This window comes from Christiangramia sediminis, assembly GCF_020552705.1.
GTDB lineage: Bacteria > Bacteroidota > Bacteroidia > Flavobacteriales > Flavobacteriaceae > Christiangramia > Christiangramia sediminis.
Genome location: NZ_JAJBZG010000005.1, coordinates 354,876 through 377,235 on the forward strand (window position 1 = coordinate 354,876; position 22,360 = coordinate 377,235).

22 protein-coding genes and 1 tRNA gene are annotated in these 22,360 nt (G+C 37.3%); 3 read left to right on the top strand and 20 right to left on the bottom strand.

The window, feature by feature from the left end; all coding sequences use genetic code 11:
* Nucleotides 1-19 precede the first annotated feature (19 nt).
* Entirely contained in the window at nucleotides 20-1,228 is a 1,209-nt protein-coding gene (locus LGQ90_RS10950) for a site-specific integrase (RefSeq protein ID WP_034920038.1), read from the top strand.
* A gap of 139 nt (nucleotides 1,229-1,367) precedes the next feature.
* Here the strand turns inward: LGQ90_RS10950 and LGQ90_RS10955 are convergent, their stop codons facing one another.
* The 20 genes from LGQ90_RS10955 to rseP all read right to left on the bottom strand — a co-directional run bounded on the left by LGQ90_RS10955 (nucleotide 1,368) and on the right by rseP (nucleotide 21,227).
* Nucleotides 1,368-2,477, bottom strand: a complete 1,110-nt coding sequence (locus LGQ90_RS10955) for an adenylate/guanylate cyclase domain-containing protein (RefSeq protein ID WP_229341065.1) — start codon at nucleotides 2,475-2,477, stop codon at nucleotides 1,368-1,370.
* A gap of 71 nt (nucleotides 2,478-2,548) precedes the next feature.
* Nucleotides 2,549-2,827, bottom strand: coding sequence for a hypothetical protein (locus LGQ90_RS10960; RefSeq protein ID WP_229341068.1), 279 nt, complete (start codon nucleotides 2,825-2,827; stop codon nucleotides 2,549-2,551).
* Nucleotides 2,828-2,956: 129 nt separating this feature from the next.
* Nucleotides 2,957-3,565, bottom strand: coding sequence for a TetR/AcrR family transcriptional regulator (locus LGQ90_RS10965; protein WP_034920044.1), 609 nt, complete (start codon nucleotides 3,563-3,565; stop codon nucleotides 2,957-2,959).
* A 110-nt stretch (nucleotides 3,566-3,675) separates the two neighbouring features.
* On the bottom strand, nucleotides 3,676-6,834 hold the full coding sequence (locus LGQ90_RS10970; RefSeq protein ID WP_229341070.1) for an efflux RND transporter permease subunit: 3,159 nt from the start codon (nucleotides 6,832-6,834) through the stop codon (nucleotides 3,676-3,678).
* Nucleotides 6,835-6,850: 16 nt separating this feature from the next.
* The gene (locus LGQ90_RS10975; protein ID WP_229341072.1) at nucleotides 6,851-7,906 is read right to left on the bottom strand and encodes an efflux RND transporter periplasmic adaptor subunit; all 1,056 of its coding nucleotides are present in this window, start codon (nucleotides 7,904-7,906) and stop codon (nucleotides 6,851-6,853) included.
* Nucleotide 7,907: 1 nt separating this feature from the next.
* Nucleotides 7,908-9,248: a TolC family protein gene (locus LGQ90_RS10980; protein WP_229341074.1), complete on the bottom strand. Its 1,341-nt coding sequence runs from the start codon at nucleotides 9,246-9,248 to the stop codon at nucleotides 7,908-7,910.
* Nucleotides 9,249-9,949: 701 nt separating this feature from the next.
* Nucleotides 9,950-10,396, bottom strand: coding sequence for a DUF6730 family protein (locus LGQ90_RS10985; protein WP_034920055.1), 447 nt, complete (start codon nucleotides 10,394-10,396; stop codon nucleotides 9,950-9,952).
* 19 nt (nucleotides 10,397-10,415) lie between these two features.
* Nucleotides 10,416-11,282 carry a relaxase/mobilization nuclease domain-containing protein gene (locus LGQ90_RS10990; RefSeq protein ID WP_229341076.1) on the bottom strand — a complete coding sequence of 289 codons (867 nt, stop codon included), beginning with the start codon at nucleotides 11,280-11,282 and terminating at the stop codon, nucleotides 10,416-10,418.
* The gene (mbpA, locus tag LGQ90_RS10995; protein WP_229341078.1) at nucleotides 11,279-11,575 is read right to left on the bottom strand and encodes a mobilization protein MbpA; all 297 of its coding nucleotides are present in this window, start codon (nucleotides 11,573-11,575) and stop codon (nucleotides 11,279-11,281) included. Before mbpA ends, LGQ90_RS10990 begins: the two co-directional genes overlap by 4 nt.
* Before the next feature lie 7 nt (nucleotides 11,576-11,582).
* Nucleotides 11,583-11,744 (bottom strand): hypothetical protein, encoded by a 162-nt coding sequence (locus tag LGQ90_RS11000; RefSeq protein WP_229341080.1) that lies wholly within the window; start codon nucleotides 11,742-11,744, stop codon nucleotides 11,583-11,585.
* Nucleotides 11,732-12,595: a toprim domain-containing protein gene (locus LGQ90_RS11005; RefSeq protein WP_034920060.1), complete on the bottom strand. Its 864-nt coding sequence runs from the start codon at nucleotides 12,593-12,595 to the stop codon at nucleotides 11,732-11,734. The genes LGQ90_RS11000 and LGQ90_RS11005 overlap by 13 nt, the downstream gene beginning before the upstream one ends.
* Before the next feature lie 254 nt (nucleotides 12,596-12,849).
* Nucleotides 12,850-14,061 (bottom strand): primase-helicase family protein, encoded by a 1,212-nt coding sequence (locus LGQ90_RS11010; protein ID WP_034920061.1) that lies wholly within the window; start codon nucleotides 14,059-14,061, stop codon nucleotides 12,850-12,852.
* Nucleotides 14,062-14,093: 32 nt separating this feature from the next.
* Complete coding sequence (locus LGQ90_RS11015) at nucleotides 14,094-14,384, bottom strand: helix-turn-helix transcriptional regulator (protein ID WP_051119612.1); 291 nt, start codon at nucleotides 14,382-14,384, stop codon at nucleotides 14,094-14,096.
* A gap of 123 nt (nucleotides 14,385-14,507) precedes the next feature.
* Entirely contained in the window at nucleotides 14,508-15,182 is a 675-nt protein-coding gene (locus tag LGQ90_RS11020) for a hypothetical protein (RefSeq protein ID WP_034920062.1), read from the bottom strand.
* A 133-nt stretch (nucleotides 15,183-15,315) separates the two neighbouring features.
* Nucleotides 15,316-15,389: transfer RNA gene (locus LGQ90_RS11025), tRNA-Asn, on the bottom strand.
* A gap of 119 nt (nucleotides 15,390-15,508) precedes the next feature.
* Complete coding sequence (locus tag LGQ90_RS11030; RefSeq protein ID WP_229341082.1) at nucleotides 15,509-17,326, bottom strand: carbamoyltransferase family protein; 1,818 nt, start codon at nucleotides 17,324-17,326, stop codon at nucleotides 15,509-15,511.
* A 1-nt stretch (nucleotide 17,327) separates the two neighbouring features.
* On the bottom strand, nucleotides 17,328-17,705 hold the full coding sequence (locus LGQ90_RS11035; RefSeq protein WP_229341084.1) for a hypothetical protein: 378 nt from the start codon (nucleotides 17,703-17,705) through the stop codon (nucleotides 17,328-17,330).
* A gap of 6 nt (nucleotides 17,706-17,711) precedes the next feature.
* Nucleotides 17,712-17,861, bottom strand: a complete 150-nt coding sequence (locus LGQ90_RS15040; RefSeq protein WP_262904368.1) for a DUF5989 family protein — start codon at nucleotides 17,859-17,861, stop codon at nucleotides 17,712-17,714.
* Nucleotides 17,862-17,870: 9 nt separating this feature from the next.
* On the bottom strand, nucleotides 17,871-19,778 hold the full coding sequence (locus LGQ90_RS11045; RefSeq protein ID WP_229341086.1) for an SGNH/GDSL hydrolase family protein: 1,908 nt from the start codon (nucleotides 19,776-19,778) through the stop codon (nucleotides 17,871-17,873).
* A 132-nt stretch (nucleotides 19,779-19,910) separates the two neighbouring features.
* A complete protein-coding gene (gene rseP, locus LGQ90_RS11050; RefSeq protein ID WP_229341088.1) occupies nucleotides 19,911-21,227 on the bottom strand; it encodes an RIP metalloprotease RseP in 1,317 nt (438 codons plus the stop codon).
* A gap of 153 nt (nucleotides 21,228-21,380) precedes the next feature.
* Between rseP and LGQ90_RS11055 the strand changes: the two genes are divergently transcribed.
* Nucleotides 21,381-22,055 carry an SCO family protein gene (locus LGQ90_RS11055; RefSeq protein ID WP_229341090.1) on the top strand — a complete coding sequence of 225 codons (675 nt, stop codon included), beginning with the start codon at nucleotides 21,381-21,383 and terminating at the stop codon, nucleotides 22,053-22,055.
* Between the two features lie 74 nt (nucleotides 22,056-22,129).
* Nucleotides 22,130-22,360 carry a FeoA family protein gene (locus LGQ90_RS11060; protein ID WP_229341092.1) on the top strand — a complete coding sequence of 77 codons (231 nt, stop codon included), beginning with the start codon at nucleotides 22,130-22,132 and terminating at the stop codon, nucleotides 22,358-22,360.

A 22,360-nucleotide genomic window follows, 5' to 3' on the forward strand; every position in this document is an offset into this window, starting at 1 on the left:
TGTACCCAATTTAAGCCGCATGATTACTATAAAAATTGTACAGAGAACAAAGAAATTAACCGATGGGTTGTACCCAATTTTCTTGCGTGTGACCAAAGATCGACAAACTAAATATTACAAAACCCCATTTAGTTCGGAGATTTCCGAATGGTCAGCTTCAACAGGAACCTTTAACAAAAAGCTGAAAAATCATTTTCAGTATAATCGGTTACTGGTAAAAATTAAGGATCGGGCTTACCAGGTAGCAGCGGAAATTGAAATTCAAAACCCCGATTATACACTGGAAGATTTTGATAAGCTTTATAGAGTTACCTTCAATCCAGTTAAAAATGATGTCTTTGCCTTTTTTGATGAAATAGTAGAGGAAATGACTTACGCCGGTCGTGTAGGAAACGCAAAGTCCTATAAAGACACTAAAACATCGGTGCAAATTTTTCATAAGAGCAAAAAACTTAGTTTTCGGGAAGTTAACTCTACTTTTTTAAGTAAATATGATGCTTTCTTAAGGTCCAGAGGTGGAACCGACGGAGGGGTTGGAGTAAAGATGAGAGCCATAAGGGCATTGTTCAACAAAGCCATAGAACGCGGAATTGTGAAAGAAAGTTTATACCCCTTTAAGAAATATAAAATTTCAGGCTTAAGAGGCAAAGGTTTTAAACGTGCCCTGGATTTTGAAGAAATAATGCGCATTGTTAATGTAGATTTGAGTAATCATTCGCATTTAGTTGATACCAGAAACTACTTTGTTTTTAGTTTCTATACTAGGGGAATGAACTTTGCCGACATGATGGGTCTCGAATGGAAAGATGTGGAAAAAAATGCTATTTATTACACCCGGGCTAAAACCAAAGGAAATTTCTCAATTGCCATAATGCCCCCTGTAAGAGAAATTCTTGACCATTACCGAATTAATGGGTATGGAAATAAATATGTATTTCCATTACTGTATCGTGAAAACTATACTCCTACCCAACTTGCAGATCGAAAACATAAAATGCTAGGGATCTATAACAAAAATCTAAAGGAACTGGCTACAATATGTGAGATCACAAAAAACGTTAGCAGTTATGTGGCCAGGCATAGTTTTGCTAATTGCCTTAAACAAAAAGGGGTTGCAACTGATGTGATTAGCGAATCTTTAGGACATCAAAACCTAACTGTAACCCAGGCATATTTAAAAGAATTAGATACTCAGGTTGTGGATAAAGCGCTGGAAGTATTGTTGTAATTATTCTACTTTAGGGTTGAAGTCTGATTATTTCCTTAAACGATCTTCAATTTCAAAGTCATAAACTCTTTTTAATTCGAATTTTCTCAAAGTCCTGATGTAAAACTTTGATTACATTAATTACCTAATTGGTATTTTATTAATTAATACTAAATACTTCCAATTTAGCCTCCCTACCTTTAAGAGTTCTAAATCCTAGGGAGGATACCTTGTATTTTTTATCTACCATTGTTTTTTTTATTAGTGCGCCTGAAAAAAGTACAGATCTATCTAATTCTTTACACAATCCTTCTAATCTTGCAGTCACATTTAAAGTGTCTCCATGGTAGGCAAGATTTCTTTTTATATTTCCTACCTCAACTCTGGTAACTACACCGACGTGAGCCCCGGCTTTAAAGGACGGAGTAACACCAAATTTATCCGTGTAATATTTTGAACGCTCCTGTAAAAGTGCCATAACCCCAAAGAAGAATTCTATATACACATATTCTTTCATGCCCTCCAAGGGCCAACTTACAACAATTTCGTCTCCCACGTATTGATATATTTCAGCATTATATTTTTTTACCATCTTATTAATATCAAGAAAGCATTCCTGTATAAGATTACTGTAGGCAATGTGACCCAATTGTTCAGCCATTCTTGTAGAGTTAGAAAGATCCAGGAACATAAAAATGCGTTCTTCTTCTCTCGGATATCTAAACCAGCCCAATAAAATAGGAAGTAGGTAGCCAGGACCAAGTATTTTTTCAATTTGGCTGATAAAACTGATTATTAAGGTCATAAACAAGGTGTAGACGAGTAGGATAGCATAATGATATATCCAGTTACCTCTTAAAATCACCTCTACAAAACCTATATCCATATGTAATAATTCCAATACCCAAAAGATGATAAGTCTTGTTAAACTTATCAAACCCATAATTGTTATGAAATAAGCAAAGCTTCCTATAAGTATTGTGAGACCTAAGCTGTTATTTAAATTGGATTTTTTATTTAAGAAGTATTCAAAAATACCTAGGATGATTCCATTCATAAAACCAAATATTAATACTGTTAGTATTAACATTGCTACACTTAGGGTAAATGGGGAATTCGTGCCTTCAAAAATTGAAAGACTTGAAAAATATAATATAAAGCCCAGCACTCCGTAAGCTATGATCCAAAAAATTACCTGTTTGATAATAATAGTTAGTAATGGAAATCTATAACTTAAACGAATAATCTCATATAAGTAATTTTGTTTCATTAAAAATGTTCTTTAAGCTTTCTAATTAATAGACGGAGAAGGAATCTGACAGAAATTTTAGTAGCGGAGGGTTAAGGCCAAGGTGTTAACTTAAATCTTTTAAAAGAAGGTGTCATTTTAGGCCTGGATTCTATCCAATCTATAAATTCCTTTATGGTGGTAAAATCCTGGCGGGTTTTATCAGATTCTACTAAATTTATTAAAAATGCGTTCTCTAAAAGCATAAGTATTTCTATAAAATCAACATCACATTGACAGATACTATCTAAATCATCTTCAATCTTAACCGGATATCCTGACCAGAGGCTTAGCTTTTTTTCATAAATTAAATTTTTTTCGTAGCGCTTCATAAGTATGGTATTTAGTAATGAGCTGTGTATTAGTAATCAAAAACAAGAATGATAATTTTCAGTGAAGAAGTATTGCTGAAATTTTTCCAGAGCAGTATTTTTTCTAAAACATTTAATTCCAGATAGGGGTTATAATTTTTTTATTTCAAGACCTCTCATTACTTCTTTGCCCTTTTCGGTGGTAATTGCATTCATATAGAATAAGAGAGCTTCCTCCTGATACCTGGACCTGCTTATCTCTTGGTTATCCAGATAAGGGGTGTTATCATAGCTCATAGTCATTTGGAAAAATAATTTCGAATAAAAATAGGCATCAAAATCTTTTCGGTATAAGCCTTGACTTCTTCCTCTTTCAACATTATGCATAAGTATTTCCGAAAGTTTTCCGGAAAAATATAGCATATGTTTATTGAAGATCTGGGGATAATACTTCAGGAGTTGACGAAGAAAGATGGAATCATTGGTTCTTGATGCCTTTTCAATTTCTGTATCTCTGGCAAACATTCTTTCTATGGCATTCTCGATTGTTTCATCCAGGTCATTCAATTTTTCCAGGACTTTCTCTAAACTGTAACTTAACACCTCCTCAAGAAGTATATCTTTATTTTGATACTTTTCATAAAGTGTCTTTTTAGAAACCCGAAGTTCCCTTGCAATCTCGTCCATGGTCACAGTCTTGGCACCATTCTTTAGAAAAATCTGGGAAACCTTACTTAATAATTCTGTATCTTTTTCCATATCTCTTAAATTTTTTGCTACTTCTTCAAAGATCTACATTTAATAGAAGTATCGAAATATTAGATTAATAAATCTGGTTACTTAATCAGTAACCAGATTCTATTGATCTACTAGAATTCAAGCTCACTCTTTGGATTGAGGTGCTCGTATTCTGCATGCATTAATTTATCATAATCTTGTTTTTCTTTAGAAGAGAATTTCTCTTCAAGCCGAACAAAGATCAGGTAAACCACCGGTACAATGACTAGGGTAAGGAATAACGAGGATAATAGGCCTCCAATAATAACGATGGCTAAACCATTGTTCATTTCCGCTGCTGCGCCAGATGCCAGAGCAATTGGTAGCATTCCAAAAACCATTGCAATTGTGGTCATCAAAATAGGACGAAGCCTGGCGTGGTTTGCCTGGATTAAAGCTGTTCTTATCTTTTCTCCATGGTCTAACCTATGATTAGCAAAATCAACCAGCAAAATGGCATTTTTCGCCACCAGGCCTATTAACATAATGATACCAAGAATGGTAAAAATATTCAAACTCTGATCAGTTAAAGCCAGTGCCCACAATGCACCTATAAATGAAAGCGGAATGGAAAACAATACAATAAATGGTTTAATAAAATCATCATACAGCACCACCATAATCATATATACCAACATAATAGCAGCCAATAGCGCAATTCCTAAGGTTCCAAAACCTTCACTTTGATTTTCCATGTTTCCACCCCAGGTCCATTCCACACCTTTTGGCCGCTCAATATTTGCTAGTTTTTCTTCCCATTCCTGCGCTACTGCTCCCAAGGTTTTCCCTACGGTTTGGGCAGAAATAGTTACAGAAGGAGACCTATCATAACGCTCTAATAAGGAAGGACCTGATTCATAACTAATATCAGCGAACTGTGCCAGGTTTATTAATTCTCCATTGTTATTGGTGAACTGGATGTTTTGCACGTCTTCTATATTGTTTCTTGAGGCTTCATCAAAAATAATATTGATATCATATTCATTATTTCCAGTTCGAAATTTATTGTCGGTATTTCCACTAAAAGCTGTACGCATTGTTTGACCAACTGTAGCAACATTTAATCCCAGGGAAGTCATTTTATCTCTGTTTACATTTACAGAAATCTCAGGATTTCCTTCCTCAACACTACTTTCAATTTCGGTTGCTCCTTCTACAGTTGTTAATGCTTGTTCAGCAGCTTTTGCATAAGCTAAAGCTTCCTCAAAAGAGTTCCCTGTTATGGTCATTTGAAGAGGTGCAGCTTCAACTCCAACCAATCCAACAGAAACAGTAGTAACATCGGCTGCAACTAATTTTTGTTCCAGATCTCGTTTTATCCTCGCAGCTATAACGCTAGTTTTTTCCTCTCTTTCAGATTGATCCACCAGGGTAACCGATACTTCTGATTTGTTATTGGTTGCCTGTGCACCTCCCATACCTCCACTACTGGATTGCCCCACAGTGGTAATTAGTCTTTCTACTTCAGGAATTTGTGAAAGGTAATTCTCTGCTTTTTGAGTGATAAAATTTGTCTCTTCAATGGAGGCGTCTTTATCTATTTCCAATTGAACTAAAAATTCGCCCCTATCGGTTGAAGGAAAAAAGTTGGAACCAATATAACCCATTGCCACTAGGGCGATTGAACTTATGAAGAGCCCAGCTACAACTACAAAGGTTTTTACTTTATTATCTAAAGACCATTTCAGGATTTTTGTTACTTCCTCTGTAAACCAGGTCAAACCTTTTTCAAACTTATGGATGATTTTTCCAAAGAATGATTTATTGCTTATAAGCTCCAATTTTCCAAATCTTGAAAATAACCAAGGCACTACGGTAAAGGAAACCAATAAAGACAGTAAAGTTGCTATAACTACAGTTACACAGAATTGTCTAATAATGTCGGCCACTAGACCGTCACTTAATGCAATTGGTAAAAATACTACTACAATCACCAGAGTGATCGCCGTTACTGTAAATCCAATTTCTGAAGCACCATCGTAGGCGGCACGTACTTTGTTCTTACCCATCTCCATATGACGGTGAATGTTTTCAATAACCACAATGGCATCATCTACAAGGATACCTACAACCAATGAAAGTGCAAGCAAACTCATTAGGTTAAGACTGTATCCCAATAACCACATCCCTATAAAGGTTGCAATTAACGATGTTGGAATTGCTACCATTACAATAAGAGCATTCCTGTAACTATGCAGGAAAAATAACATTACGAAAGCCACAAGACCTATTGCGATGAAAAGGTCTTTTATTACTGAGTTTGCTGCTTCCAACGTAAAGACAGAATTGTCATTGGCAATATTTATATCCACACCCTGATCAGCATACTGCTGTTCAATTTCACTGATATTTTCCTGTACAAGTTCACTTACGGCCACTGCATTTGCATCAGTTTGCTTTTGAACCTGGAGCAGGATCGTATTATCACGATTTATACGTGCAATCTTTTCAACTTCTTTTTGAGTATCCTGAATTTCAGCAATATCAGAAAGTTTAATGTTCTGCCCGTTTTGTGAAGCTATGGTAAGGTTTCTAAGCTTATCTACAGACTGTATTTTTCCCGCAAGACGAATAAGTGTAGTATTCTCTCTAGTTTTTAAATTTCCAGTCGGAAAATCCAGGTTTGACGCAGTGATTATTTGCTGTACCATTGGTACAGTAAGCCCATAACCCTGAAGCCTGTTAGGATCTAAATTCACCCTAATTTCTCTTTCCTGGCCACCTACAAGGTTTACCTGAGCAACCCCTGTAAGACGTGAAAAAGCAGGTTGAATTTTTTGATCAATTAAATCATATAATTCATTTTCTGAAAGATCTGCAGTAACTCCCAGACTCATTATAGGCATATCAGAAACCGAAACCTGCGAGAGGGAAGGTTCGTCAATATCATCCGGAAGATCTGAACGAATAGCGTTTATGCTTCTTTGTGCTTCATTCAACGCAAAATCTACATCAGCTTCATTATTAAATTGAATGGTTACTACCGACAGACTTTCAAAGGAACTTGTCTGTATTTTTTTAATATTCTCAAGAGAAGAAACAGCATCTTCGATCTTGCGGGATACCGTATTTTCCACCTCGGCAGGTGAAGCCCCGGGATAAACCGTCATAACGGTTACTACCTTTACTTCGAATTTTGGAATCAACTCATAGTTTAATTGACTATAGCTGAAAAGACCTCCAATAATAAGTAATGCAAGCATCACGATTACAAGACTGGGCCTTTTTATAGATACTTCTGCTAATTTCATTTTCTTTTCTTCTCTATTATTTAATCACTTTTACTGCAGTATTATCTGTCAGGTTAATCTGCCCGCTGGTTACCACTACATCTCCTTCATTAAGCCCATTGTTTACTTGCACCTTGTTTCCGTAATTAATACCGGTACTAATTTCTGTGAGGTATGCAATACCTTCTTTTATAACGAAAACCCGGTTGTCGCTCACGCTTCCCACGAAAGCTTCCCGGGGTATTACAAGTACATTATTCTCTCCTTTTTGGTTAAACATTGCCGTAGCATACATTCCTGCTCTTAAGTTTGTTTGGGAATTATCTACAGAAATTTCTACAGGAAATTTTAAGGCTCCATTAGAGGCCGGAGCGATAAAAGTTATCCTACCGTCAATGGTTTTTTTGGTAGCACTTGGAGTTACTTTAACTGAATCTCCAAGCTTAAGTTGACTTACGAGAGATTCGTCTACTTCTACTTTTAAGTCTAACAAAGAAATGTCTACTACTTCTATTATTGATGTTCCCGGAGCTACGACCATTCCAACTTCAACCATTTTTTTATTTACCACTCCACTCATCTTTGAGCGTACATTGGTGTCGCCGGAATTTAGTTGGGCAGATTGATACTGCGCCCGTGCATTTTCTACCTGTAGTTTTGCCTGGTCAAGCTGTGAGGCAGTTACTCCCCCCGTTTTGTAAGCAGCCTCGTATCTGTTTAGGTTAGACACAGCGTTATCAAGATTGGCTTTTGCATTCTCCATATTGACATTTGCTTTATCTCCAATTAGTTTCGCTATTACCTGACCTTTCTTTACCTCATCGCCTTCTTCGACATAAATAGCTCCTATTTGTCCTGAGATCTCCGCAGAAATATTTGCTGTAGCTGTGGGTAAAAAAGTACCGTTTACCGTAAACATGGAACCAATTCTTTCTTTTTGTGCAATTGCAGTGTTCACTGCTACTTCTGTATTTTCCTGTGTTACAATACTTAATTCTCTTTCGTTCTCTTTTTTATTGTTTTGTAGGATAAAATAAAACGCTACGGCTACGCCTAATAGCAATACTATTGTGATGATTGTCTTTTTTTTCATTTTAAAGGTTATTTTCGTTTAATGTGTCTAATTTTCCCTGGGATTTTAAAAGCTCCACTTCTGCTAGTTTATAATCTAACCTGGCATTGGTTAAACTGTTTTTAGCATCAGCAAGTTCTCTTTCAACATCCAGCATTTCGTTAAGAGTAGCTAAACCCAACTCATAATTATTCTGAGTGTCTTCCAATACTTTTTGAGCAAGCTCCACATTTTGTTCTTGTGTTTGAATGGAAATAAAACTGTTTTCTAATTGTGAGATCGCATTTTCGTAGGCAAGCTGTAGAGCTAGTTCAGTTTCTTGAAGATCCTCTTCAGCTTTCTCTATCTCTACTTGGTTCTGCTTCACCTTTGCCCGGGTAGCACCTCCATTAAAAATAGGGATACTGATATTTAATCCTATAGCGCTGAAATCTGACCAGAAAGCACCTTCGTTTTTTCCATTCCATAGAGGAACAACATCTCCCTGTCCCAGCCAGCCATAGTTAGCTATCAATGAAACTGAAGGATAATATTCAGCCAGGGTTGATTTTTTCTGAAAATTTAAAAGTTCAATTTGCTTATTAAGTAATTCTAGTTCCGTACGACTGGAAAATTCAAGCTCTATTCCTGGTAAAAATTCCGGTTGGAAATTTTGTTGTGGCAATCTTATTTCTTGAGAAATGGACATTCCTATCATAAATTTTAATGCATTCTCACTTAATTCTACTGCATTAATGGCTTGCTGTTTATTACTTTTCAAATTATTTAGTGCTACCATGCTCCGGTCATAATCAATCTTTTTTGCAAGTCCGTTCTCGTATAACCCCTTAACGATACCTACCGTTCTTTCTGTGAGTTCTAAATTATTCTGAAGGTTTTCCAGAATCTGCTTTGATTGGAACACCTGATAGTAAGCAACTGCTACTTTTTCAATTATTTCTTCGTTGGTAAGCTGTGCATTAAGCTTATAAAATTCTTTTGTAGATTTTGCAGCTTTCAAACCCACAAAGACGGCCTGATTGAATATGGTTTGGGAAAGCTGTGCATTGGCTGTGGAATTCCATTTCCTTCCAAAAGCTACCGCAATACTTTCTCCGGGAGCCCCAAAAATTTCTCCGGGTAATATATTTTCCTGCAAAAGGGCATTATAGGTAGTTCCCGCATTAGCCGATAAGTTCGGTAAAGCTTTGGCCCTGACCTCAGAGATTTGTGCATCGGCGTTAGTAATATCTAGCCTGGCCTTAGCTGCATCTGCCTTATGCTCTAAGGCATACGAAACAGCATCTGAAAGTTTGAGCTCCAAGGGTTCCTGACCAAAGGTAATCCCATATACAAAGAGAAAACCAATTATCATTTTTTTCATATTAGGTACAATTTTTTTGTGATTTAGAATGCAAATATAAAACTAAAAAACTATAAAACAATAAAAGTTTTTTTGTTTTTTAGTTTTTGATATCTGGGTAGGAGGTATATTTAGCTTCCTTATTTTTATCTTGAATCAGAATTTATTTTCAAAATTGTGGAGGCTCCTTAGTAAGATGAGAAATGAGGATTTAAGACGATAATTCTATTAAATTGAGAGTAAATCGAAACATGTTAAACTTAATTTCTAATTAGTTTTCTTGAGCCTTTTAATATTTTATTGAATCTATTGATAGAACTACAATTAACTTGCATTCGCATTTTATCGAAATAGAATATTGACCTTTGGGAGGCTATTAAATAACTTCGGAAGTCAAATTGAAATATTTAATAAAACTTTTGTAGTAAGGAAAATACCTTAATAGCATCAGCCGTGGCATAACCCCAGAGCTTAGATTCCAAAGAATTCGTTTTCCTACTTTTTACTAAATCTCCCGCCCCAATATCTGCCATAATCTTGCGCGTGGTTCCTGTGCTGTTTTTATAGTGTACGGGAAGTTAAGCGTGAGTAAAAACAGCATAGGGCGCATACCACTTATGCGACAATATTTACTGTAAATAATTACCTGTTTATAAGGCTTCCCAAAGTATTTACTGTAAAAATTAGGATAATTTGCGACAAGTAAATTGTCATGACAAATGCTACTTATTTGCTTCCAGCCACTGGTAATATTCGTTCTTGATTTCAGGATTTTCTGAAAGATAATTTTTAAAGAGTTCACTTTCAGATTTAATCATCTGGTACATTTCAAACTTTTCATCCCCAGCTTTCGTGGCGGAAGATTTAAAATATCCTAATAAGCTTAACATCAGTATTCCGAAAATACAGAATAGGAAGAGCATATAATTAGGCATGAGCCGGGCATTCTTCAGTTTCTGGTCAATGCTTTTAAGTATGTCATCCTTCAACCGATCATTCTCTTCCTGCTTTTCCAGGAAAGCGTTCAGGTTTTTATCCAATGCCTCAGTACTTATGGGAATACTCATTTGCTCAATTTCTCCGGAAAGCTCCTGCAGCTTTAGAATAGCCAGCTTGAAATCGGCCATTTCATCGGTCATCAATTCCATGATCTCATCTAGTTTTTTCATAATTTATAAAGTTTTAATATCATATTCCAATTCCGGTATCCAGCGCCTTTTTTATCACCTGTTTCACCAGGTCTTTGGCTATTTTAGTGGCCATATTAGAGCTGATTTGTACAGTCTTATCTAACAGCTTTAAGCTTTGAGGGATTTCCTTCAGTCTGGAATAACTTGTGTTTTGACTGATTTCTCCAATTAGTCGGCCACCGGTCATCGAACGGTGCACCTCACTGCCTTTTAGATTGGCTCCTTTATATTCAAACCGAAAGCCCTGCAACTGGTTAGACTTATTGATGCAGGGGATTACCTTTACCTGGCAGTCCTTCATTTTACCGATATATTCATCCAAAGATTTAGGCCTGGATTCCAGTACCCGGTCGTTAATATATTTGATGGCCAGTCGCTGCACTTTCAATTCCTGCAATCTCTCCTGCTGTACTTCACATACTCGTTTTAGCCCTAATTCTTTGGCCACATTATCTGCTGCGATCTGGCTTCTTTTACCTATAAAGCTATCTTTATAGACTTCTCCTTTTAGACTTATCCGGTTGGCGTAAATATGAACATGGGTATGAGCTTTATCCCGATGTACAAAGCCAATGGCCTGGTTATTTTGCAGGTTCATCTCCTTTATAAATCTTTTAGCGATATCTTCAAGCTCTCTTTTGGTCAGCTCCTTTCCATCTTCGATGGTGGGGCTGACCACAAAACTCAGGGTGTTGTTAATGCAGCGTTCGTTTTGAGATTGAATGATCTTAAACTCTTCAGTAATTTCTTTGGGATTTTCCCCCGCCAGGTATTCCTTAAGCACTACCTCGGCATTCTTCTCCTGGTTCCAGCCATATGCTATGGAGGCCCCGGTACTTGCTATGGCATGTCCTTTCCCTATCATTTTCTGAAATTTCTTAAGTGCATCCTGATCTCTTCTGCGAGCTCCGCCACATCTTTGGCTAGCTTAGGGTTCCCTTTTTTAAACATATTGGCAATACGGGCAAAGTTGTTTTTGTATTGTATCAGCATCTGATAGCTTTCCAGTTGTTCCGGGGTTATACGTTCTACAATATTTCTCTCAAAGGCGGTGGATCGCAAGTATTCGGAAAGGGAAATTCCAGCCCTGGCCGCTCTTTTTTTGAGCAGCTTTTTCTCGTAGGTCGAGCAGCGTATCTGGATATATTCCCTTTTCATTTTTCTTTTAAAATCTTTGCGACCTGCGGGAGTAAAGCAAGATTGTCATGACAATGACACATCTTGCTTTCCCTTCCGCAACTGCGATTGGTCCTCCTGAACCTACCCAAGCTAAATCATCAGATTCAGTATAAGATTCAGTAGCCAATACTGTTTTCACTTTTTGCATTGCATTAATTTTTCATTGAGGTCTTTATAGTTTTTGAAGGAATTCCGTTCATCGGTAGCACTCCTAAATAGTTTTAAAATCTTCGCTGTAGCTTGATCTCCCGCGGGATCATTATCGAGATATAGACGAATGTTCTCATAATTAGTAAGATGTCCCGTAATTTTATTGGTAAAGGCCAGAGAATTCAGGATGATAATATCTGATGCCTTTACCAGGTCTTCCTCCAATATTGCCAGAGATAAAAAATCAAACATGCCTTCAGTAATTAATAAAGTTTTAGATTTCCTTTTGATATAGGTATAGGATTTTGGAGAGCTGGACCCCTTGAAGTAGCTGTTTCGCAGTTCCCAGCCGCCTAGGGGGTTCTCTAATCCTATAGCGAAGTATTCCTTGCCGCTATAGCTAAACCAGACCTCTTTGCAATAAGGCTGGGCTATTTTTACAGGGATCTCTCTTTTTGCCAGATACTGGGTCAAGGCCTCATGTTCGATTTCTCTAGTCCTTAAAACTTCAATTTTAGAAGCAGTTCTCTTTTTTAAAATGGGCTGCTGAAAAGAAAAAGAGTCACAATTGTCTTCTAGAAACTCCAGAGCCTGTTTAACAGAAAAGTTCTTTATCGCTACGATTAAATCTAGCCCATTTCCGCCCTTTCCAAGCCCATGGTCATACCAACGGTTCAATTTTAAAGAAACCTTGAAAGAGGCCTGTGTTTCTGACCGTAGGGGACTCAGAAACCAGGCTTCTTTCTCCGCTATCCTGCTTGGAAAGTGCCCTAGTTTTGCGAGTATTTTCACGATGCAAATACTACGGGCTCTTTCGCAGGTCACACCAATCTCTTTTTCTTTTTTCATTAGCCTGTTTTTAATATTAAATGACTATAAATCATTATACTTCTGCGCATCATTTTTTTTGATGACAAAACGATGCGAAAGTGATGACCCTCCAAAAGCGTTGTTATCACTGGTCTTATTTATATTTCCTCATCATTCATCAAAAAAAAGAAATACCTAAGGCTGCTTTCTTTGGTGATATCCTCCGAATTACCCGGAATGATGATTTTCCTGGCGGAAAGATCTTTAAACCGGTCATTCAGCAGGTTCATCAATTATGCATCACTTTTCTGTTCCTCACTAAAATACCGCAGCAGAAAAGATTTGGTAATAGTATAATAACGTCCCTTAGCAGGAGTTAATCCCAGACCTCCTTCCTGCCACATGATCATCTTCTGATAGTTTAGGGAGTTATCCTGGTTACTCAGTTTCCAGTCTTTTTTTAAGATCTGCCGCAATTGCGTTAAATCCGTTTTAATACGGGTTCTGTTTAAAACCTGTAAGGCATCCGTGGGGCAAACATTTATTTCGTCCACTTCACAAGTTTCCATTAGACTGAAGAGCATGCTAGCCAGTTCCTTTTCCACACGATTTCGGTTATTCTGCATCAAATTTGTCAAAGCATCCGTACTTATCTCTTTAGGGCTAAACCACATCCTGGTGCTGTGTTTAGTGATCAACTGACGCTGATCCAAAAAATATAGAAATGCCGGAATTTCTGCTTTAAGATCTTCTAAAAAATGTGTTTCTTCTTTTTTTAGGCTAGGGACTTTCAGCACCCAAAAGCGTGTTTCCTCACTATCGATTTTAATGAAGTTATCTTCATTGTTACTGCAAAGAATAAACTTGCTAAAGAACTCCACCTCGCGCTTATCCTTGCCTTTAGCTTCCAGTTTATTAAAATCGGTGGTGCTTAAATATTTGATCCGTTCGGTAAGCTCTTCTTTGTTGAACAACACTTCATCAATACAGATAAGAAGTTTGTTGGCCCAATCGGCATTAAACTGGCTGCTGAAATTGTCATTGGTTAGATAGGTCAGGTTGTTATCAAAAATGGCTTTAAGCCATTTTAGAAAGGTGGTCTTACCGGTAACCCTCTCTTTGGATACTAAACATAGAATAGGTAACATCTGCAGCGGTTTCGAATATAGTAGCTGCAAATAGTCAAGCCCAAGCTCCATCTGGCTTCCGAAAATATGTTCAATGAATCGCAGTGACATTTCGGTCTTACCTTCCTGCGGGATATGCGGTAAAGGAGAATAGGTGTTGTAAAATCCGTAACAATCCTGTTTAAATTCCTTATGTCCGGGAAGGCAGGTAAAGCCATCATACTTTTTTATGGTTCCAATAAATGCCTTTCCGTGATCATTGCGAAGGGTTTCTATATTCCAGGGAACCAAAGTCTCATTAAAATTTCCGGTAGTGGTGGGTATTTGTACTATTTTATAGTAACAGGTACCCACCCTGATATAGGATATCTTTTTCATCTTCAAAAAATTTAGGATTAATACTTAATAACCTACTTCCGGTTCTTTAGCAATTTTTGATTAAACTGCTGCTCCAGGAATTCATCGGACACATCCGGCTCACCCAATAACCAGGCATCTATCTTATCCTTATCAAAAAACTTCTGACGGATGTTAGGATTATTGCCGGTTGGTATAAGCTTTAAATGGGTAAGCTTATAGATCTTGCTTTTGGAAAGTCCGGTATATTGAGCCAGATCCTCCACATTCATTACTTTTTTGGTGTGGGAAAGTAAGACTTTAATATCTTCCAATAAACCCACTACTTCTCTTTGCTCATTCATAACGATAGCATTAAAATTAAAAATGAGTAAAAGGCCTTTTACATTTTGTACAGGACAAACTTAGGAAAGTAAATACCTATAAATCAATAGGATAACACAGATAGGAAAGAAATCACGCTTTAATTACTCTTTTGCCAGGACCTGCCTGATCAATTTTCGCTGATTCCGGGAATTGATTTTTTCCTGTTCGTTTTTCCAGGCGGAAAAACTAGTCTTTAAGGTGTTTTCTTTGAGCGGTTCATGATTCATTAAAAATGAATTCATCAGCAAATTGAAAAAGCTACTTTTTCGTTCTCCGGTGAGATCCTGGATCCCTCCTACAAATAATTCATCAAACAAAACAAAGAGGACACGGTGATTGGCAGAGTCGCCGCTTTTATTCCCCATGGTAAAATTGATTTTTTCTTTAACCCGCCTTCCATTAATCAACCTAACAAATTGTTTCTGAGACTCCCGGTCGAGATTGATCAATTCGAAACGTATCCTGGACGTTTTAAGGGGTTCTACCCGGAAATCATGCCGATCTGTTTCAAGATGTTTATTTGATTCGTGAAAAATGGCCAGCCAGATCAGAATCAAAAGCATGATACCAAAAAGGATCAGAAAAATGAGGGAGTTCTCAATAATAGAACGAATACCAAAGAAAAGGCTGAAGCTTAAAACAAAGACAGCGTAAGTAGATAGGATAAAAAGAATTAGGTTTAAAGGTTTCCCTTGTACTTTCTCCTCCAGGAAATAATCTATTCCTGATCTCCACCTCGCGAGTGCTTTACCGGCGTTAAGAATAAATTTTTCCATGGCAACAACTGCTTCAACCTATTAAATATAGCCAAAAGAAAAATAAAGAAAGAGATTTAATTTGTTGTACCTATGTTGTACCCACAAAAAAAAGAAAGCCACTCAATTTCTTGAATGGCTTGTCTTTACTAAGCTCCTCCTCTTGGGCTCGAACCAAGGACCCTCTGATTAACAGTCAGATGCTCTAACCAACTGAGCTAAGGAGGAATGTTTTGCTTTGAAAGCGGTTGCAAATATAAATCAAATTTTAAATGCTGTCAAAAGATTTTTTCGATTTTTTTTGAAGAAATTTCAAAGGATTTTGAATCTTCCGGATACTCAATAAATTAGGGAGCTTCGAGACCTTGTTTTTCTTTATATACCAGATAATTTCCAAGAACCAATAGATCCATTTCTGTTTTTAAAAAACATTCAACTGCTTCCTGCGGAGAACAGACGATGGGCTCATCTTTTATATTGAAACTCGTATTTATCACTATTCCGTCTCCGGTTTGTTCTTTTAATGCGTTTAACAATTTCCAGTATCTCAAATTTGTTTTTTTGGAAACTGTTTGAATTCTTGCCGTATAATCCACATGGGTAACGGCAGGGATGTTAGATCTTTTCTCATCCAGTCTTTCTATAAAGTTTTTTTGCTTCTCAAAAGTTTCAGACTTAAATACATCTTTCACTTTCTTTACCAAAAGCATATATGGAGAAACTCCATCCAGCTGAAAATATTTAGATACATCTTCCTCGAGAACACTTGGCGCGAAGGGCCGGAAACTTTCCCTAAATTTAATCTTCTGATTGATCTTTCGTTGCATGTCAGGATTTCTCGCATCTCCAAGTATACTACGATTCCCCAGCGCACGCGGTCCAAATTCCATTCTTCCCTGAAACCAACCAACTACCAATCCAGAGCTAATTGCTTTTGCCGTCTCTCTTAAAAGTGAAACTTCTTCAAAATATTGAAAATTAAGATCAGAATATTTTCTAATCATAGACGCAATTCTTTCGTTGCTATATCCAGGCCCCAGATAGGCTCCCTGCATAGAATCTTCAAGCTCTGGTGTTCTTTCTTTATTCAAGCTAATATACCATGTTGCTAAAGCAGCTCCCAGCGCTCCTCCAGAATCTCCCGCTGCGGGTTGTATCCAAACTTTTTTTAAAGCCTCAAGTTCCATGATTTTAGCATTAGCAACTCCATTAAGAGCTACTCCACCAGCTAAAGCCAGGTTTTTAGAACCTGTTAAATCAAGGGCAGTTTTGGCAAGCTTCAGTACAATTTTTTCCAGTACTTGCTGAGCAGCAAAAGCGAAATTTGCATGTTTCTGGTTGAGCTCATCTTTATTTTCCCTTCTGGATAAATTAAAAAGCTGTTTCCACTTTCTGTCATTTGTCATCGTTAAATGAGTAGCGAACCGAAAGTATTCCATATTCAGGAGAAAAGAACCGTCTTCTCTTATATCAATAATTTCTTCTGAAATCTTCTTTATGAAACTTTTGGTTTCTTCAGCTTCAGCCTCTCCATAAGCGGCCAGTCCCATGACTTTATATTCCCCGCTATTCACTTCAAATCCTAAAAAATAAGTAACTGCTGAATAGAACAAACCTAAAGAATGTGGAAACTGTTGCTCTTTGATGATTTTAATCTGATTGCCAGAGCCATAACTAATGGTCATATTTGCCCATTCCCCTACTCCATCTATGGTTAGAATTGCCGCTTCCTTGAAAGGAGAGGGATAAAAAGCACTCGCGGCATGAGAAAGATGGTGCTCCGGAAATAGCAATTTTGAATGAGGAAAACCAAGTTTCTTCAATTCAGAGTTTATCATTCTTCTGAAAAACAGCTTGTCTTTTAGCCATACCGGCATGGCTTTCATAAAGCTTTTTAGCCCTATGGGAGCGAAAGCATGATATGTTTCAAGAAGCCTTTCAAATTTTAGTAAAGGTTTTTCATAAAATGCGATCTGGGTAACTTCTGTTGGAAGAACTCCGGCTTCCTTCAATACATATTCTATCGCATTTGCTGGAAAGACAGGATCATTCTTAATACGACTAAAACGTTCCTCCTGTGCCGCGGCGACTATTTTTCCATCTACGATTAAAGCGGCGGCGCTATCATGAAAAAAAGCAGAGATCCCTAAAATTACTTCAGCCATGCTAAAACGGATTTTTTAGATCTGAAGGATTAAATATGTGATTTCGTTCCAGCAGCACAGAATTTGAAGATCTTTTGAAATTTTTTAATTTTAATGAATCTTTACCCAGTATTTTTCTAAAAAGCCCAACAGGTGTTACTAAAAGAAAAAACAATAGAATGAGAAGAAGATTGGAGGTAATAAAACTAAGGAGCTTTCCCAATCCAAACCATAAAAATGCCAGAGGCTTGAACACAACCGGAATAATTAAAGAAACCAATAGAACAGCTGCTCCAATTATGGGAAATTTCCAATCTTCAATGTACCAGCCATACATGATAAATCCCATAGCCAGCAAAATGCCGGTTTCCATAGATTGTCTCCTGCTTAGATCGAGCATATTCAATTAAAAAAGGGAGTAAATAAAGGGTGCGAGCGCTGAACCCGCTGTGAGTACAATAAGAAAACTAATAAGTAAAAGCATTACCAGAATTGGGATCATCCAGTATTTTTTCCTGGATCTTAAAAACAACCAAAACTCTTTTAAAGTTTCCATAGATTCAAATTACAATTTTTTAAGCAAATTTTCCGCTTCAATATTGCCAGGATTTGTTTGTAAAAACTCATTCAGCAACTTTTTGGCCTTTGCATCCTGTCCCACCTGGTAATAAACTTCGGCCAACTTCAGTTTTCTGTTGGCAATTGAATCACTTTCCAAAACAGTTAGGTCTAACATCAACTTTTTGCTCATAATATCCCGTACATCCTTGCTTTCAATATATTCCAGGTAAGAGATTGCCTCGGTAAACTGCTCATTCTTTATCAGGTTCACCGTGATCTTTCTTGCAATTGCTACCGAAGCCTCTAACTTAAAAGCTTTCTTGTAGATAGAAATCGCCTTTTCATAATCATCAATTTGTGCGGCAAGATCGCCTGCCTTTATATAAAATTGCGGTTCGTTTGGATACTCCAGTATTATGGATTCAGAAATTTTTAAAGCAGATTCCAGATCTTTCCTGTTGTTATAATAACCGTAAAGAGATTCCATGGCCTGTTCCCAGCTAATTTTTCTCAAAGCCAACTGTCCCGCAATTTTTTCGGGGATACTAAGGTTACTACTGTCAAATTGCAATTTTTCATAATACGGCCAGCCCTGTTTTAGCATCATCACCTCATAAGCACCCTGCAAAGAATCAAGTTCTGTAATGGGCATTTTTTCTCTTAATTCCTTTAAAGTCCAGGAATTTTCCCATTTAAGATCCAGAACATTTTTCTTTTCAAAAGCCTTATAAAACTTATAGGCGATCAGGGAATAGCCTTGCAAATTAGGATGTACATGTTCTACAAGTAATTCATTTCCAATGCTCAAATGCGGGGACTGTTTGATAAATTCAGCCTCTGTTTCTACGAGGTGGACATTATTGAATTTTTCAAAAGATCTTATAATTTCGTTGATCTCAGATGGCGCTCTAAAACGTAGCATATCCATTTCTTTCGCCTTAATAAAATTGGTTTTTGCCTTTTGATATTCGCCTTCTGAATAAGCTTTTTTGGCAATCTCAAAATAGGCCTGGGCAGATTTTTCGGCTGAAGTAGTGTCACTAACAAATGGCTGAATATCTTTTTCATTGCTGGCGATCGTACTCAGAAATACCGGAATCTCATTTTCAGCTAAACCTTCCAGAAGACTTTCAAAATTGAACCTGAATTGCTCAATTCCATCTTTATAAGTTTCAGAATTTAAAGGAATTGCCTGCTCTGCAACCATTTTTTTCATCAGGGTTTCCTCCTCTTGCTTTTCAGAATTAAAAATCCCCTGAACTTTACTCATTCCGCTAGAAATTAATTGAACTAGACGATACTCCCGCATATCCAGCGCGAAATTCACCAGCCTGGGATAGCCTCCCAGAGAGTTCACTGCGCCAACTCCCAGCGCACCATAATATTCGTTATGCCCGGCATAGATCAATACCGCATCGGGATCATAAACCGGAAGTTCTTTAGCAAAATCCCGAAGTGTATAAGAGTTGACCGCCGTCAGTGATAAATTGATGATCTCTATATCTTCTTCAGGAAAATTTTCATTCATCGCGTACTGAAGCCACCTGTGAAAAGAACCATTTTTAAGGTATGGATAACCTATACCGGTGGAAGCTCCCAACACAAAGACCCTTTTTGTTCTGCTGTCTTTTTCAGCTTTAAAAAGTTCACGGTAACCCGCGGTGGCATTATTGGTTCCGAAGAAATATTTATTCGAAACATTGGGGTTCATATAAATATAACCGGGCTTATTTTCAGCTTCAGTAAAGAGTGGAAAATCTGATCCATAGCCCGCAATTCTTAATACCACTTCAAGCAAAACGATAAATATCAATGCCAGAATTACCGCTGAAATCTTAAATATCAGAAGCTTTTTCCTGCTGATAGTATGGGAAGTTTTTAAGTGGGAACTTTCTGAATCTTTTCCTTTCATTCTCTTTTATAAGAAACCGATCTAAATATCGATGCTTTTTTACTTCAGGCCAAAGGCTTTGCCTTAAAATATATCCCTAAAAAGAAAAAGCAGCACAATTGTGCTGCTTTCATATCAAATAATCTATATTATCTACTCAAATAACCAGCGATATATATCGTTTCCATTCGCAAAAAGTACTAGCGCGATAAGGATAAAGAATCCAACCATCTGGGCAACCTCCATAAATTTATCGTTAGGTTTTCTTCCCGTCACCATTTCATAAAGCAAGAACATCACATGTCCCCCATCCAGTGCAGGAATTGGCAGAATGTTCATGAACGCTAGTATTATAGAAAGTAAGGCAGTGGTGTTCCAGAATCCGAACCAGTTCCAGGTATCAGGGAAAAGTCCGCCTATGGCTCCAAAACCACCTAACTGGGAAGGTCCTTTTTTGGTAAAGACATATTTAAACTGATATATATAATCTCTTAAGGTCCAGTATCCATAATCGAAACCTTTATTGATGCTTTCCATAAAGCCAAATTTCTTTCGCTGAATATCAAAATCATAGGTTTTAACAAAGCCTAACATTCCTTCTTCATCGGGAGTGATCGTTGTACTTTTTATCTCACCATCTCGCTCGTAAACAAGTTCAACTTCTTCATTTTTAATTTCTGAAGTTACCGGAGCGATCTCATGCCAATACCCAATTTCCTTGTTATTTAAAGAAATAATTTTATCTCCCTTCTTAAGTCCAGCTTTCTCGGCAGCAAGTCCAACCTGAATTGAATCTAAAACGGGCGCCTGTATAGGCACAAATGGCTGCATAATTCCCTCTTGAAACATCTTCATCCCTATCTCTTCAGGAATTGAAATTGTCTCTTCTGAACCATTTTCATGAACTACCGTCACATTCTGAACATCTCTCATAAAAAGATGCTTATTTATATCAAGGCTGTTCTCAAATTCTTTCCCGTTAACTTTCAGGATTCTATCACCGTCCTGAAAACCATATTCCTCGAAAGAATCTACCACCGCAAATCCTTCAGGCATATCGTCTGGACCTACATAGGCAGTTCCCCAAACGAACATGATCATCATATAAATAAGAAAACCAAGCACCAGGTTTACGGTAACCCCACCAAGCATAATAATAAGTCGCTGCCAGGTAGGCTTGCTTCTGAACTCCCAATCCTTGGGTTCTTCAGCCATTTGCTCCTTATCCATGCTCTCGTCTATCATTCCGGAGATTTTTACATAACCTCCAAGTGGTAGCCAGCCAATTCCATAGACCGTATCCCCGATCTTTTTCTTAAAAAGAGCGAATTTCACATCGAAAAAGAGAAAGAATTTCTCTACCCTGGTCTTAAAGAGTTTTGCCGGAATAAAATGACCTAATTCGTGAAGAACGATCAAAAAGGAAAGGCTTAATATTAATTGTATGGCTTTTACTAAAAATGGATCCATCTGCTAACTTCAAATTTAAAATCGCACAAAAGTAAGTTTTTAAAAGCTCCTACAAAAGTTTAAGTTTCAAGTGAATTCAGGTAAATAAAAAATTTCACATACAGAATTCGACTATTTGACGCACAGGCCATAACTTTGCAGAAATTTAAAGGTATGCTCAAGTTTTTTGCACGATATAAAACCTTTGCCATAGTTTTCTTTATCCTTTCAGTAATTATAGTGCTTTGTATTTATAGCTTGCTGAAACCGGAAGAACGTCTACCCATTTATCAGCCAGATATGGTGAATGCAGAATTGGTAGATTCCAGCATGCAGTATGTTAGAAAATACCATAAGATTGCCGATTTTAACCTGGTAAACCAAAATGGCGATACTATTACCGAAGATTTTTATAAGGATAAGATCTACATAGCCGACTTCTTCTTCACCACCTGCCTTACCATATGTCCCATAATGACAGATCATATGATAAAGATCCAGAAAGAAATTAAAAATGATGAAGATGTTTATCTTTTATCCCACACTGTTTTTCCGGTAGCAGATAGTGTTCCCGTGCTAAAAAAATATGCCCTGGAAAAAGGAGTGATCGACGAAAAATGGAATCTTGTCACTGGCGAAAAAAAAGAGATCTATGATCTGGCTCGTAAATCTTATTTAGCTACCAAATCTACCGGGGATGGGGGTCCCTACGATATGATACATACCGAAAATTTCGTGCTTGTAGATAAAAACAGGCAAATTCGGGGTTTCTATGATGGAACCGACCCTGAAGCCATAGAGAGCCTCATGCACGACCTTAAAATACTTAAGGAAGAGTATCACCAATAATTTACCTGCATTAACTTTTGTATTGGTCTAAATTCCATTACTTTTGCCTTGTTTAAAATCAATCTAAATAAAAAGTGAAGGTAACGGTTGCTAATTTAAAAAGAGGCCAGCGTGGAATTATCAAGGAATTCTCATCAGATATGGTCCCTCTTAAGCTTCTTGAAATGGGTTGCCTTCCTGGGAACGAAGTAGAGCTTGTTCAAACTGCACCATTCCATGACCCCATGTATCTTAACATTAACGGGAGTCACCTGGCTATCAGAAAAGAGACCGCTCTCCTAATAGAAATTGAATTAATAGGCTAA